14 protein-coding genes and 1 pseudogene are annotated in these 13,917 nt (G+C 67.9%); 10 read left to right on the top strand and 5 right to left on the bottom strand.

Annotated elements, in window-relative coordinates; genetic code table 11:
* Positions 1 to 3 precede the first annotated feature (3 nt).
* The 3 genes from GGC47_RS16685 to GGC47_RS16675 form a co-directional block, all read right to left on the bottom strand.
* Positions 4 to 537, bottom strand: a complete 534-nt coding sequence (locus GGC47_RS16685) for a TRAP transporter small permease (RefSeq protein WP_051987958.1) — start codon at positions 535 to 537, stop codon at positions 4 to 6.
* Between the two features lie 71 nt (positions 538 to 608).
* The gene (locus tag GGC47_RS16680; protein WP_051987956.1) at positions 609 to 1,595 is read right to left on the bottom strand and encodes a TRAP transporter substrate-binding protein; all 987 of its coding nucleotides are present in this window, start codon (positions 1,593 to 1,595) and stop codon (positions 609 to 611) included.
* Between the two features lie 64 nt (positions 1,596 to 1,659).
* Entirely contained in the window at positions 1,660 to 2,454 is a 795-nt protein-coding gene (locus tag GGC47_RS16675; RefSeq protein WP_142023017.1) for a 2-keto-4-pentenoate hydratase, read from the bottom strand.
* Between the two features lie 81 nt (positions 2,455 to 2,535).
* Between GGC47_RS16675 and GGC47_RS16670 the strand changes: the two genes are divergently transcribed.
* Together GGC47_RS16670 and GGC47_RS16665 are read left to right on the top strand one after the other, a co-directional pair.
* Entirely contained in the window at positions 2,536 to 3,210 is a 675-nt protein-coding gene (locus tag GGC47_RS16670; protein ID WP_142023016.1) for a GntR family transcriptional regulator, read from the top strand.
* A 124-nt stretch (positions 3,211 to 3,334) separates the two neighbouring features.
* The gene (locus tag GGC47_RS16665) at positions 3,335 to 4,480 is read left to right on the top strand and encodes a lyase family protein (protein WP_142023015.1); all 1,146 of its coding nucleotides are present in this window, start codon (positions 3,335 to 3,337) and stop codon (positions 4,478 to 4,480) included.
* Between the two features lie 128 nt (positions 4,481 to 4,608).
* On the opposite strand, the gene GGC47_RS16660 is transcribed toward GGC47_RS16665, so the two are convergent.
* Positions 4,609 to 5,481, bottom strand: a complete 873-nt coding sequence (locus GGC47_RS16660; RefSeq protein ID WP_142023014.1) for a helix-turn-helix domain-containing protein — start codon at positions 5,479 to 5,481, stop codon at positions 4,609 to 4,611.
* 127 nt (positions 5,482 to 5,608) lie between these two features.
* Between GGC47_RS16660 and pobA the strand changes: the two genes are divergently transcribed.
* The 6 genes from pobA to GGC47_RS16630 all read left to right on the top strand — a co-directional run bounded on the left by pobA (position 5,609) and on the right by GGC47_RS16630 (position 11,600).
* Positions 5,609 to 6,781 carry a 4-hydroxybenzoate 3-monooxygenase gene (pobA, locus tag GGC47_RS16655; protein WP_142023013.1) on the top strand — a complete coding sequence of 391 codons (1,173 nt, stop codon included), beginning with the start codon at positions 5,609 to 5,611 and terminating at the stop codon, positions 6,779 to 6,781.
* Positions 6,782 to 6,906: 125 nt separating this feature from the next.
* Positions 6,907 to 8,100, top strand: coding sequence for an ABC transporter substrate-binding protein (locus GGC47_RS16650; protein WP_142023012.1), 1,194 nt, complete (start codon positions 6,907 to 6,909; stop codon positions 8,098 to 8,100).
* 171 nt (positions 8,101 to 8,271) lie between these two features.
* Positions 8,272 to 9,135: a branched-chain amino acid ABC transporter permease gene (locus GGC47_RS16645; RefSeq protein WP_142023011.1), complete on the top strand. Its 864-nt coding sequence runs from the start codon at positions 8,272 to 8,274 to the stop codon at positions 9,133 to 9,135.
* On the top strand, positions 9,135 to 10,142 hold the full coding sequence (locus tag GGC47_RS16640; protein WP_142023010.1) for a branched-chain amino acid ABC transporter permease: 1,008 nt from the start codon (positions 9,135 to 9,137) through the stop codon (positions 10,140 to 10,142). The genes GGC47_RS16645 and GGC47_RS16640 overlap by 1 nt, the downstream gene beginning before the upstream one ends.
* Positions 10,139 to 10,897: an ABC transporter ATP-binding protein gene (locus GGC47_RS16635; protein ID WP_142023009.1), complete on the top strand. Its 759-nt coding sequence runs from the start codon at positions 10,139 to 10,141 to the stop codon at positions 10,895 to 10,897. Before GGC47_RS16640 ends, GGC47_RS16635 begins: the two co-directional genes overlap by 4 nt.
* On the top strand, positions 10,884 to 11,600 hold the full coding sequence (locus tag GGC47_RS16630; RefSeq protein ID WP_038362926.1) for an ABC transporter ATP-binding protein: 717 nt from the start codon (positions 10,884 to 10,886) through the stop codon (positions 11,598 to 11,600). Before GGC47_RS16635 ends, GGC47_RS16630 begins: the two co-directional genes overlap by 14 nt.
* A 75-nt stretch (positions 11,601 to 11,675) precedes the next feature.
* On the opposite strand, the gene ggt is transcribed toward GGC47_RS16630, so the two are convergent.
* A complete protein-coding gene (gene ggt, locus GGC47_RS16625; protein WP_142023008.1) occupies positions 11,676 to 13,352 on the bottom strand; it encodes a gamma-glutamyltransferase in 1,677 nt (558 codons plus the stop codon).
* A gap of 149 nt (positions 13,353 to 13,501) precedes the next feature.
* Here ggt and GGC47_RS16620 point away from each other — a divergent pair, with 149 nt between their 5' ends.
* Complete coding sequence (locus tag GGC47_RS16620) at positions 13,502 to 13,684, top strand: hypothetical protein (RefSeq protein ID WP_142023007.1); 183 nt, start codon at positions 13,502 to 13,504, stop codon at positions 13,682 to 13,684.
* Positions 13,685 to 13,717: 33 nt separating this feature from the next.
* Positions 13,718 to 13,917: pseudogene (locus GGC47_RS16615) on the top strand (ferredoxin--NADP reductase); the annotation flags it as partial.

Raw genomic sequence — 13,917 nt, 5'->3', positions numbered from 1 at the left:
CGCTCAGGCCTCCTGGCTTTCGCCGAAATGCACGAAGCCGAGCGGGGCCTGTTCCTCGCCGGTGGTGAAGAGCAGGAGCTTCTCCAGCGCGAACAGGGCGATCAGCGCGCCGCCTGCCGCGATCGGCACATAGTCCCAGCCGCGGGATATGCCGATGATCGGCATACGATCGGCCCAGGTGCCGGCGGCGAGCTGCCAGCCGTAGCCGAGCATGGCGAGCCCGAAGGCGCAGACCAGGCCCTCGCCCAGCACGATCAGCGCGGCCCGCAAGGGCGGCGGCGACATCACCAGCCCGACCTCGAAGCCGAGATGGTCGCTCTCGCGCACGCCGACCGCGGCGCCGAGCAGGATGAACCAGGACATCAGGAAGAGCGATCCGGCCTCGACCCAGATCGGCGTGTCGTTGAGCACATAGCGGCCGAACACGCCCCAGGCGACCATCACGGTCATCAGGACGAGGCCGGCCCCGGCCGCGATCAGCGCGAACAGGCTGAGCTTGGCGTCGAGTCGTGTCAGGAAAGCGGTGAAAGCGCGCATGAAATCTGCCCGGGCTGCTGGCAAGGGGCCGAAGACGGAGCGGCCCGAAAGCCGCCCCGTCTGAACGAGGCTCAGTTCACCGCCTGGATCGCGGCCACCATCTCCTTCAGCTTCGGATCGGTGACGAACTTGTCGTAGACCGGCTTCATCGCGTCGATGAAGGGCTTCTTCTCGACCTGATTGATCTGGGCTCCGCCGGCCTTGACCTTGGCCTCGGACGCCTTCTCCCGCGCATCCCAGAGCTCGCGCATCTTGAGCACCGATTCCTTGGCGGCGGCCTTGATGATCGCCTGGTCGGCCGCGTTGAACTTGTCGAAGCTCTTCTTCGACATCACCAGCGCTTCCGGCGAGAGCGAGTGCTCGGTCACGGAATAGAACTTCGAGACCTCGAAATGGCGGGTCGATTCATAGGACGGCCAGTTGTTCTCGGCGCCGTCGATGACGCCGGTCTGGAGCGCGGAATAGACCTCGCCGAAGGGCATCGGCGTGGCGTTGGCCCCGAGCGCCGAGACCAGCGCGACGAACATGTCGGACTGCTGGACGCGGATCTTCATGCCCTTCATGTCAGCCGGCGTGTTGATCGGGCGCTTGGAATTATAGAACGAGCGGGAGCCGGAATCGTAGAGCGCGAGCCCGATCAAGTCGTGCTTCTCGAACTCCTTCAGCAGGTTGTCGCCGATCGGTCCGTCCATCGCCTTCCGCATATGGTCGACCGAACGGAAGATGAAGGGCAGGGAGGGAATGTTGGTCGCCGGGATCAGGTTGTTGAACGGCGCCATGTTGATGCGGTTGATGTCGATGACGCCGAAGCGGGTCTGGTCGATCGTGTCCTTCTCCTGGCCGAGCTGGGCCGAGTGGAAGACGTTGATCTTGATGCGCCCCTGGGTGCGCTCCTCGAGCAGCTTGCCCATGTAGCGGACCGCCTCGACGGTCGGGTAGTCGGTCGGATGGATGTCGGCGGAACGAAGCGTCACGCCCTGGGCGAGCGCCGCCGTGGCGGTTGCGACCGAAACCGCCAGCGCGGCGGCGCCGGCAAGTAAGATGCGACGTGCGATCATGATGTTCTCTCCCTGACAAGGCCCGTTTTCGGGCCGGTTCTTCTTTGGTTGAGGCGGACTGCCGCTAGCTGGCCGGCTCCCTTTCGATCAGCCTGACGGACAGGGGTGGAACCCCGGCACAGATCGCTTCCGCGACCTGGCCGATGGCGATGGGATGGACGCCCGTCGTCGCCCCGGCGGAGACGACATCGCCCTTGGCGAGGCCGCGTCCACGGCTCGCCAGATGGTTGACGAGGAAGAGCAGGGCATCGAGCGGCCCACCATTCGGGCCGTGGCTGCGGCCGCGGCCGATGACCTCGCCATCGATCCGCATCTGCGTCTCGAAATCGGAAAGACCCTGCTCGATCCCCAGCGAGGCGCCGACGGCGATGCCGGTATTGTTGCCGAAATCGGAGATGATGGCCTGCGGCCCGATCTCGTTGATGCTCGGCAGCGGCGAGCCGGCGATCTCCATCGCGACATGCACCCCGCCGATGAAGGGCATCAGCTCTTCCGCTGTCCAGGTTTGCGGGCGCGGCGCGATATCCGCCCCGAGGACGATGCCGATCTCGGTCTCGACCGCGATGAAGCCGCCGCGGATCACGCCGACCTCGGCCGTCTCCCCCGGCGCGACGCGGTGGACGCCAGCGCCAAAAGCCGGCCCCGCCATCCGTGCGGCACCGAAACGGGCGCGCAAATCGGGATGGATCGCCGCGACCTTCCAGCCGCGCACGGGCTCGGGCCACAGCGCGATCGCCGCCTCCTGCACGGCATAGGCTTCCGCGAGATTGCCGGGCAATTCGCCGGGAAAAGCCGCGAGAGGCCGTGCCTCGCGGCGCGCTTCGTGGAATGATCGTGCGATCGTCGCGGTAAAATTCATACTTTGGGATACCGTTACCGACACTGGTATGGTAGATTATCCCATGTCGCTTCGATTGCAAGCGATTTGGAGGCTGCTTTCGTGGGTTTCGCCGAGGGTCAGACAGGGTCGAGCGCCAACCGGCTCGAGAAGGAGCTTCTGCGCGCCATCGTCGCGCTCGAGCTGAAGCCGGGCTCGCGCCTCTCGGAGCAGGAGATCGCCACCCGCTACGGCGTCTCCCGCCAGCCGGTCCGCGAGGCGCTGATCGCGCTCAGCCGGCAGAAATTCGTCGAGGTCCTGCCGCAGCGCGGCACGGTCGTCGTCAAGATCTCGGTCCAGAAGATGATGGAGGCCCGCTTCCTGCGCGAGGCGATCGAGACCGCCGTGGTCCGGCGCGCCTGCGACAGCTTCAACCTGACGAGCCGGCAGATCGTCGATCATTGCCTGGAGGCGCAGCAGCGGGCGGTCGCCAATGGCGACCACACCGCCTTTCAGCGCTTCGACGAGCGTTTCCACGTGGCGCTCGCCGAAGGCGCGGGCTGCCCGATGGCCTGGACGCTGGTCTCCAACCTCAAGGCCCATATGGACCGCGCCTGCCATCTCAGCCTGCAGAGCCCCAACGCGATGCAGGAGCTGATCGCGCAGCATCAGGCCATCGTCGCCGCGATCGACAACCGCGACGCTGCGGCGGGCGAGGCCGCGATGCGGCATCATCTCAACGAATTGCTGCGGGCGCTGCCCGAGATCGAACAGCTCAATCCCGATCTCTTCGAATAGCTGTCTTCCAATGCGAGCAGGTGGATGCGGACGCCGGCAGATGCCGGCGCTTGAGCGAACGGCCGCTCCCTGCCAAGAAGGCCGCCGCGGGTCGCGATGGCCGCGCGAAAGGGAAAAGCCTCGCATGAGTCATTTGCTGCGCACCCGTCCCGCGACCACCGACGCGATGCTCGCCGTCTTCGAGGATGCCGCGACGCTGCGGCACGCGCTGGCCTTCGAGGCCGAGCTTGCCCGCGCCGAGGCGGCCGAGGGGCTGATCGGCAAGGCCGAGGCGGAAGCCATCGCGATGCTGTGCGGCGGCATCGCCATCGACCCCGCCGCGCTCGCCACCGAGGCCGCCCTCGCCGGCACGCTCGCCATCCCGCTCGTCGCGCGCCTGCGCAAGGAATTGCCCGAAACCGCGGCCAAGGCCCTCCACAAGGGCGCGACCAGCCAGGACATCGCCGATATCGTCCTGGTCCGCCAGATCCGCGACGGCCATGCCCTGCTGCAAGCCGATCTCGCGCGAACAGCGAGCGCCCTCGCCGCCCTGGCGCGCCGCCACGCCGGAACCCCCGCCATCGGCCGCACCCTGTTGCAGGATGCCTTGCCGATCGGCTTCGGCCTGCGCATCGCGCAATGGCAGGCCGGCATCGTCGCGGCAGCGGCGCGGCTGCAAGACGAGGTCGAGCAAGGCGCCGTCCTTCAGTTCGGTGGCGCCGCCGGCACGCGCGCCGGTCTCGCCGGCCGGGGCGCGGCGGTCTCGGCACGTCTCGCCGCGGCGCTCGGCCTGCCGGATGCGCCCCCCTGGCAGGCGCGCCGCGGCGGCATCGCCGGGATCGCGGCAGCGCTGGCGATCCTCGTCGGCGCGCTCGGCAAGATGGCGCGCGATGTCTCCCTGCTGGCGCAGAACGGCGTCGGCGAAGCGCGCGAGCCGGCCGTTCCCGGCCGCGGCGGCTCCTCCGCCATGGCTCACAAGCGCAACCCGACCGGCTGCCAGATCGTGCTCTCCGCTTGCCTGCGTGCGCCCGGCCTCGTCGCCGGCATCCTCGCGGGGCTGCCGGCCGAAGAGGAACGCGGGCTGGGCGGCTGGCAGGCCGAGGGGCCGGCCCTGGCCGAACTCTTCCTGCTGGCGGCCGGCGCCACGGAAGCCATGGCCACGGTCGCGGAAGGGCTGGAGATCGACGAGGCCGCCATCGCCCGCAATCTCGAGGCCGCCGCGCTCGGCGGCGATATCGGCGAGAGCGAGAACTTGGTCGAAGCCTTGCTGAAAAAGCAGCTTTCCTCCTGAACGGCGCCTGTTTCGTCACCGAACTGCGCCGTCATCCCGGGCTTGACCCGGGATCCATGCCGGAACGGTTCAGGCATGGATCCCGGATCTCCGCTTCGCTGCGTCCGGGATGACGCGCGGAGAGAATGTTACGCCTTCGCCCGATAATCCGACGGCGAAATCCCCGCCCGCTTGGCGAAGAAGCGCGAGAAATAGGCCGGGTCGGAGAACCCCAGCCGGAACGAGATCTGCGCGACCGTCAGCGAGGTGTAGACGAGGTCGCGCCGCGCCTCGATCATCAGCCGGTCCTGGATGACGCGGGCCGCCGAATGGCCGAGCACCTCGCGGCAGCTGCGCGACAGATGCGGCACGGAGACGCCCAGCGCGCGGGCATGTTCCGTCAGCGGCTCATGGCTCTGGAAGCGGATTTCGACCCGCTCGATGAAGCGCCGCACCAGCCCGGCGCGCAGATCCTTCGCCGGCTCTCCGCCGGCCCGCAGGCCGCGCGCCGCGCGCGAAAACCAGGAGGCGAGCAGATCGGCATAGGCCGCCAGCGCGAACTCCCGGTTCGGCCGGTTGGCGCCGAACTCGCTCATCGCCAGCCGCATCAGCGTCTCCAGCGACTGCGCCTCCACGCTCTCCGGCTCGGCCTGCAGCAACGCCGGCGTGGCGAGGAGGGAGCGCGCCTCGGGCTCGGCGTCGAAGAGCCGCTTCAGCGATGTCTCGGCGACGCTGGCGACGAAACCCTCCGTGTCGACGACGAAATGGAACTCGTGGATCGTCGCCGGCGGCAGCAGCAGCGCCGAGCCCGGCTTGAGCTCGCGGTCGCGCCCGTCGATCCGGGTCCGCCCGCCTCCGCCCACGACGAGGAAGAACTGGAAGAGCTGGTGGTGGAAATGCGGCTGGATCGTCCAGCCATGCAGCGCGCTGCGGGCGACGATCGGCTCGATATGAAGCGCATCGGGAAAGCGATCCGTCAGGCGTTCGGCGTAGAGCCAGTAGGCGGGGACCGTGGCCGGCATGCGTCCTCATGATCGATTTGTCCAAGACACTGCGCGAATCCTCCATTCCGTCAAGTGTCGTCATGGCGCATAGCTTGGGGCGCGGAATGTCGGCTCAAGACCGTCATCGCCTTGGGAGGACGCGGAAATGCGCACGCAGGTCGCCATCATCGGCGCCGGCCCGGCCGGGCTTCTCCTCGGCCAGCTCCTGTCGCGCGCCGGGATCGATAATGTCATCCTGGAACGCCGCAGCCTCGACTATGTGCTCTCCCGCATCCGCGCCGGCGTCCTCGAACAGGGCATGGTCGACATGCTGCGCGAGGCCGGCGTCGCCGACCGCCTCGACCGCGAGGGGCAGGTGCATGACGGCGTCAATTTCGCCTTCGACGGCACGCTCCACCGCATCGACCTCAAGCATCTGAGCGGCGGCAAGACCGTGACGGTCTATGGCCAGACCGAGGTCACGCATGATCTCGCCGAGGCGCGCCAGGCCCTCGGCCGCACGACGATCTACGAGGCCGAGGACGTCGCGCTGCACGATATCGACACGGCCGCGCCCCGCGTGACCTTCCGGGTGAATGGCGAGGTGCAGGAATTACGTTGCGACTTCATCGCCGGCTGCGACGGCTATCATGGCGTCTCCCGCCGCTCGATTCCAGAGGGCGCACTGACCAGCTTCGAGCGCGTCTATCCCTTCGGATGGCTCGGCCTGCTCGTCGACCGCCCGCCGGCGGCGCATGAATTGGTCTATGCCCGCCACGAGCGCGGCTTCGCGCTCTGTTCGATGCGCTCGGCGCAGCGCAGCCGCTACTATGTCCAGGTGCCGCTGGAGGAGCGTGTCGAGAACTGGTCGGACGAGGCCTTCTTCGACGAATTGCGCCGCAGGCTTCCCGCCGAGGTCGCGGACGCCGTGCAGACCGGGCCCTCGCTGGAAAAGAGCATCGCGCCGCTGCGCAGCTTCGTCGCCGAGCCCATGCGCTTCGGCCGCCTGTTCCTCGCGGGCGATGCCGCCCATATCGTCCCGCCGACCGGCGCCAAGGGCCTCAACCTCGCGGCCAGCGACGTGCGCTATCTCTTCGATGCCCTGCGCGAGCATTACAATGACGGTTCGGACGCCGGGATCGAAGCCTATTCCGCCCGCGCCCTCGCCCGCATCTGGAAGGCCGAGCGCTTCTCCTGGTGGATGACGGGGCTGCTGCATCGCTTTCCGGAGCGCAGCGCCTTCGAGGAGCGCATGCAGCAGGCGGAACTCGACTATCTCGTGAGTTCGCCCGCTGCCGCGACCGCGATGGCGGAGAATTATGTCGGCTTGCCTTACTAGGCCGAAGCGGGCATGGCCTAGCCCACAGGGCCACCGCCCATAAGGCCGCCAAGACGAAAGACACCGGAGCCAACCGGGGCAATCGAGACAGTCAAGTCCAGGGGACGGATACGGGAGGGATGACGATGAAGATCAGCAGACGGAATTTCACCGGGCTGGCGGGCGCGCTGGCACTGGCCGGTACGTTCGGCCTTGGCGGCGCGGCCGCTGCCGAAACGATCAAGATCGGGATCATCGGGCCGTTCTCCGGCCCCTTCGCCCTGCAGGGCAAGAACTTCCAGGCCGGCGTCGAGGCCTGGCTCGCCCAGAACGGCAAGTCGGTCGCCGGCAACGAGATCGAAATCATCTATCGCGACCTGCCCACCGCCAACCCGCAGCAGGCCCGCGCCCTGGCGCAGGAGCTGATCGTCAAGGACAAGGTGCAATATCTCGGCGGCGTCTATTTCACGCCGGATGCGCTGGCGATCACGCCGTTGCTGAAGCAGGGCAATGTGCCGCTGGTGATCTTCAACGCCGCGACCTCTGCGATCATGACCTCCTCGCCGCTGGTCGTGCGGACCTCCTTCACCACCGGGCAGACCACGACGCCGCTCGGCAAGGCCGCCGTCGATCGCGGCATCAAGAAATTCGTCTCCGCCGTCACCGATTACGGCCCCGGCGTCGATGCCGAGGGAGCGTTCAAGAAGGCGGTCGAGGCGGCTGGCGGGCAGGTCGTCGAGACCATCCGCATGCCGCTCAACACCACCGAGTTCAGCCCGATCATGCAGCGCATCCGCGATGCCGGCGCGCAGGGCGTCTTCGCCTTCCTGCCCTCGGGCCCGCCGACGCTCGGCTTCGTCAAGTCCTTCAACGACACCGGGCTGAAGCAGGCCGGCGTCAAGCTCTTCGCCACCGGCGACCTGACGCAGGAATCCGATCTGCCGGCGCTGGGCGAAGCCGCTGCCGGGATGATCACCGGTTTCCACTACGCCACCTCGCACGATTCCGGGGCCAACCGGAAGTTCGTGGAGGCCGGCGAAAAGGCGATCGGCGGCCCCGGGCAGCTCACCTTCCCGGCGGTCGGCGCGTATGACGGCATGTATGTCATCGCGAAGATGATCGCCGCCACCGCCGGCAAGCAGGATGCCGAGAAGGCGGTCGAGGCGGTCAAGGGCCTCGCCTGGGAAAGCCCGCGCGGGCCGGTCAAGATCGACCCCGAGACCCGCCACATCACCCAGACGATCTATCTGCGCGAGGTCGCCAAGGACGCCAAGGGCAACTGGATCAACAAGGAGATCCAGAGCTTCCCCGAGCAGAAGGACCCCGGGCTGGCGAAGTAGAGCCAACGTCTCCTCGTCTGCTGCGCCGTCATTCCGGGCGCAGCGAAGCGGAGACCCGGAATCCATCGGAGGGCGCTCAGCGCGATGATGGATTCCGGATCGGCGCCGCTTTGCGGCTTGTCCGGAATGACGGTGCGTTCCGACTGAACTTCGACGAGGCCCGCAACCCGCATGCAGACCGCGCTGAGCATCGCCCTGGACGCCTTCGCCTATGGCATGGCGCTGTTCATCATCTGCATCGGCCTGTCGCTGACGATGGGGCTGATGCGGCTGGTCAATCTCGCCCATGGCGCCTTCGCCATGATCGGCGGCTACATCGCCTCCTATGCCGTGCGCAATCTCGGCCTGGGCTACGGCTTCGGCATCGTGCTGGCGGTCGTCGGCACGGTGCTGATCGCGGTGCCGCTCGAACGGCTGCTCTTCCGCCGCATCTATGACCGCAGCGAGCTCTCGCAGGTGCTGATGACGATCGGCATCACCTTCTGCGTCATCGGCATCACCAATTACTTCTTCGGCCCGACGCTGAAGACGATTCCCCTGCCGGCGGAACTGGCGCAGCCCGTCGATCTCGGCTTCCGCAGCATCGCCGGCCACCGGCTCTTCGTCATCGCGAGCGGGCTTGTCGTCGCGGGCGGGCTCTGGTTCCTGATCGAGCGCACCGGCTTCGGCATCCACCTGCGCGCCGCCGTCGAGAACGCGCCGATGTCGCGCGCACTCGGCGTCCGCACCGAATTGATCTATGCGGCGAGTTTCGCGCTCGCCATCGGGCTTGCCGCCTTCGGCGGGATGGTCGGCGCCGAATTCCTGCCGATCGAGCCCTATTACGCCCTGCGCTACATGGTGACCTTCCTGGTCGTGGTCTCCGTCGGCGGCGCCGGCTCGATTCCCGGCGCGCTCGTCGCCTGCCTGCTGCTCGGCGCCATCGACGTCACCGGCCGCTATCTCATGCCGGATTTCGGCAATTTCTTCTTCTATCTCGCGGTGATCCTCGTGGTCTGTGCCTTCCCCCGCGGCCTGATGGGACGGGCCCAGTGATGGCACAGGCTCCCGCCCCATCCGCTGCCGCTCCCCCCGCCCGCAGCCTCGTCCGCGATCTCGCCGGCTTCGCCCTGATCGCGCTTGCCGGGCTCGCGGGCTACTGGCTCTTCCCCGACAATCTCGCCTTCCTGACCCGCGTCATCTCGGTCGCCCTGCTCGTGCTCTCGCTCGACCTCATCGTCGGCTATTGCGGCATCGCCTCGCTCGGCCAGGCCGCGCTCTACGGCGCCGGCGCCTATGCCGCCGGCATCGCCTGCCTCAACGGCGTGACCGAGCCTTTCCTGCTGATCCTGGTCGGGGCCGCGGCCGGCGCCGTCACCGGCCTGCTCATGGGCGCGGTGATGCTGCGGGCGCACGGCCTGCCGCAGCTCGTCCTCTCCATCGCCATCGTCCAGCTCCTGCACGAGGCGGCGAACAAGCTCGCTTGGCTGACCGGCGGCAGCGACGGCCTCGCCGGCATGGTCCCCGCCCCGCTCTTCGGCCTGTTCGAATTCGATCTCTGGGGCCGCGCCGCCTATCTCTTCGGGCTCGGCCTGCTGCTGGTCGTCTTCGTCGCGCTGAAGCTCATCGTCCGCTCGCCCTTCGGCATGGTCTGCCGCGGCCTCAAGGAAGATCCGCTGCGGATCAGCGCGCTCGGCATCTCCGCCTTCCCGGTTCTGCTCAGGATGTTCGTGATCTCCGGCGCCGTCGCCGGCGCGGGCGGGGCGCTCGGCGCCATCGCGACCCAGGTGGTGGGGCTGGACAGCCTGAGCTTCGAATTATCCGCCAATGCGCTGGTCATGTTGGTGCTCGGCGGGCTCGGCAATCTCTATGGCGCGCTGATCGGCACCGTCGTCTTCATGGCGGTCGAGCATGTCGTCGCGGCGATCAATCCGTTCCACTGGATGACGCTGGTCGGCGCGCTGCTGATCGCCATCGTGCTCTTCGCCCCCCGCGGCCTCTCCGGCACGCTCGACGAGGCCGCCCGCATCCTGACGCGTGGCCAGCGGAGGGCCGGGCCATGAGCACGGTCTTCGCGGTCGACCATCTGTCGAAATCCTTTGGCGGGCTCAAGGTCAATCACGACCTCTCCATCGCCATGACCGAGGGCGAGCGGCTCGCCTTGATCGGCCCCAACGGTGCGGGCAAGACCACCTTCGTCAACCTCGTCACCGGGCGCATCCCTCCGAGTGCCGGCACGGTCCATCTGATGGGCGAGGACATCACGCGCCTCGGCGCCGTCGCGCGGGTCAGGCGCGGGCTGGTGCGCACCTTCCAGGTGACGCGTCTCTTCCCCGACATGACCCCGGAAGAGCATGTCGTCATGGCCATCCTGCAAAGGCAGGGACATGCGACCCGCATCCTCGCGCGCTTCCACGGCAACCGTGCGGCCATGGACGAAGCCGCCGACATCCTCGCCACGCTCGGCCTGACCGATGTCGCGCGCCGCAAGGTTGTCGAGATCGCCTATGGCCAGCAGCGCCTGCTCGAGATCGCCATCGCCATGGCGCAGCGCCCGAAGGTGCTGCTGCTCGACGAGCCCGCTGCCGGCGTGCCCTCCTCCGACACGCCATTGATCGAGCGGGCGCTGGAGCGGCTGCCGGCCTCGCTTGCCGTGCTGATGATCGAGCACGATATGGATCTGGTCTTCCGCTTCGCCCGGCGCGTGGTGGTGCTGGCGGCAGGCGAATTGATCTTCCAGGGCCTGCCGGCCGATGTCGCCAGGGACGAGAAAGTCCGCGAAGCCTATCTGGGGAGCTACGCCCATGCCGGCCGCTGAGCTCGAGGTCCGGAATCTCAACGCCGGCTACGGCCAGACCCATGTGCTGGAGGATGTGTCCTTCTCCGTGCCGGCCGGCGGGCGCCTCTCGATCCTCGGTCGCAACGGCATGGGCAAGACCACGCTGCTGGCGACGCTGATGGGGCTCACCCGCCACTACGCCGGCAGCATCAGCCTGGCGGGCCAGGACGTGACGGCCCTGCGCACCACGGGCCGCGCACTCGGCGGCATCGGGCTGGTGCCGCAGACCCGCGAGATCTTCAAGGGCCTCACCGTCGAGGAGAACCTCTTCGTCGGCCTCAAGGGCCGCCCGCGACAGGCGATCGAGGAAGCCTATGCGCTGTTTCCGCGCCTGCAGGAGCGCCGCCGCAATCTCGGCTCGCAGCTCTCCGGCGGCGAGCAGCAGATGCTGGCGACAGCCCGCACCATCCTCGGCCAGCCCTCGATCCTGCTGCTCGACGAGCCGCTGGAGGGCCTCGCCCCGGTGATCTGCGACATGCTGATGGCGGCCTTCACGCAGCTCGCGGCCAGCGGCGCAATGACGATCCTCTTCGTCGAGCAGCGGCTCGAGAGCGCGCTCGACTTCGCCGAGGACGTCATCATCCTCGAACGCGGCCGGATCGTCTGGTCGGGAACTTCAGCCGCTTTGCGGGCCGATGGCGATGTCCTCGAACGCTATGTCGGCGTCGGTGGGCTGCACTGACCGTGTAGATGTCGCGCGGAACCGCGCCGTCATCCCGGGCTTCACCCGGGATGACCTGCTCCCAAAGCAGAAATTCTAGATACTGAAACGCGCTCCCGCGCGCGCCAGCCCGCCCGAGATCGCGACCGGCGTGCCGTCGGCCCGCCAGCAGGCGGCGCCGGTCAGCGTGCCGTCCGCATTGAAGGCGATGGCGTTCATGCCGCCGGCGACGCGCGGCGAACGCACGACCTTGTGGCCGCGCGCGATCAGCGCCTGCGCCACCGCTTCGGGGATCGCTTCTTCCAGTTCGAGCACGCCGCCCTCGGTCCAGACGCGCGGCGCCTCGACCGCCTCTTGCAGGCTCATGCGATGGTCGATCAGGTTGACGATCGCTTGCAGGGCCGAGGGGAAGATGCGCAGCGCGCCGGGCAAGCCGAGCGCATAGGCGATCCGGCCCTCCCGTAGCACCATCATCGGCGCCATCGAGGTGAAGACGCGCTTGCCGGGTGCGATCGAGAGCGCCCGGCCGGGATGGGGATCGAAATTGTACATGTAGTTGTTGGCGATCATCCCCGTGCCGGGGATCTGGACGCAGGCGCCGAACAGCCCGTTGATCGTCTGCGTCGCGCTGACGACATTGCCCTGCGCATCCGCCACGGTGACATGGGTGGTGTCGGCAGATTCCCCGCCCGAGAGCCCGGCCGTCCAGCTTTTCGCCCGGCCCATCTCGATCAGCGCGCGCCGCTCGGCCGCATAGCCCTTGTCGATCAGCCTCTCGACGGGAACCTTGACGAAGGCGGGATCGGCCGTCGCCACGGCGCGGTCGGCGAAGGCGATCTTCAGCGCCTCCGCCAGCAGATGCACCGCGTCGGTCGAGCCGAAGCCGAGCGCGCCGATGTCGTAGCCCTCGAGGATGTTGAGCATCTCGGCGATATGCACGCCCGACGAGGAAGGCGGCGGCGGGCCGATGATCTCATAGCCGCGATAGGAGCCCCGGATCGGCTCGCGCGTCTGCGTCCTGTAGCCGGCGAGGTCGTCCGCATCGATCAGGCCGCCCTGCTCAGCCATGTAGCCGGTCAGCGCCGCTCCCAGCGCGCCACCATAGAGCGCCGCCGGCCCTTCCTTGGCGATGAGTTGCAGGCTTTCCGCATAATCGCCCTGGACCAGCTTCGCGCCGGGCTGGAGCGGGGTTCCGCCCGGCAGCAACATCGCGGCGAGGCCGGGATCGCGGGCGAGGTCGCCGGCATTGTCCGTGATGCAGTTCGAGAGATAGGGCGTGACGGTGAAGCCGCGCGCGGCGAGCGCGATCGCCGGCTGCAACACATCCGCCAGCGGCAGGCTGCCGAAGCGCTCCAACGCCTCGCACCAGCCCTTGAGCGCGCCGGGAACCGCGACCGCCTTCGCACCGACGACGTTCTCGCGGTCGCGCGTGTCGCGCTGCTTGCCGATCTCGTCGGAGAGGCAGTCATACATGTCGGGCGTGGCGCGGCCCGGCGCGGTCGAGAGGTTGTCGATGACGCGATGGCTGCCATCGGCGAGCCGGATATGGCTCAAGCCCCCGCCGAGGATGCCGACCATCATCGGCTCGGCCACCGTCAGCGCGAAGAGCGCCGCGACCGCCGCATCGACGGCATTGCCGCCCGCCAGCAGCATCTGCGAGCCCGCCGCCGAGGCCAGCGGATGGTTGGTGACGACCATGCCGCGCGAGCCGGTGGCGGGCCTTTTCTCGCAGGTGAAATCGGCGATGCGGGGAACGGAGACGGGAGCATTCATGGCCGCAATTGAGCCTGAGTCCGGGCGAACGTCCACCCGGCTTTCCGGAAAAGGATCCTGCACCGGCCGCATGGCGAAACCCGCGCCCGTCTCGGCGCTGCCGGCGCCGGGCTTTGCCCCTGCCGCCGCTCAGGCCTCGACCGTGATGGATGGCCGTCTCGCTGCCCGTGCCGATCGAGGGCTTTTCGGGCAGGAAGAAAATTCTCCGGAAAGCTCTGCGCGCGCCAGATTGTTCCGATCAGGGGCCGCTGGCTAGAAAGAAAGAGAAGATTTTGATTTCGCTCGCGTTTTCTGCTTATCCGCTGCTGGCGGCCGACGCTCAAACCCGCTAAACAGCCCGCCGCCGGACTTTCAAGGACGATGCGATGAGCCATTTCTACGAGGAACAGGTCCTGAGCGTGCATCACTGGACGGACACGCTGTTCAGCTTCACGACGACGCGCGACACGACGTTCCGGTTCAAGAACGGGCAGTTCACGATGATCGGGCTGAAGGTCGGCGAGAAGCCCTTGCTGCGGGCCTACAGCGTCGCCAGCACGAACTATGACGAGACGCTGGAGTTCTT

The organism is Allobosea sp. OAE752 (assembly GCF_050433265.1).
Classification (GTDB): domain Bacteria; phylum Pseudomonadota; class Alphaproteobacteria; order Rhizobiales; family Beijerinckiaceae; genus Allobosea; species Allobosea spartocytisi.
The sequence above is the reverse complement of the archived record's forward strand: the minus strand, read 5'-3'. Positions and strand labels throughout refer to the sequence as shown.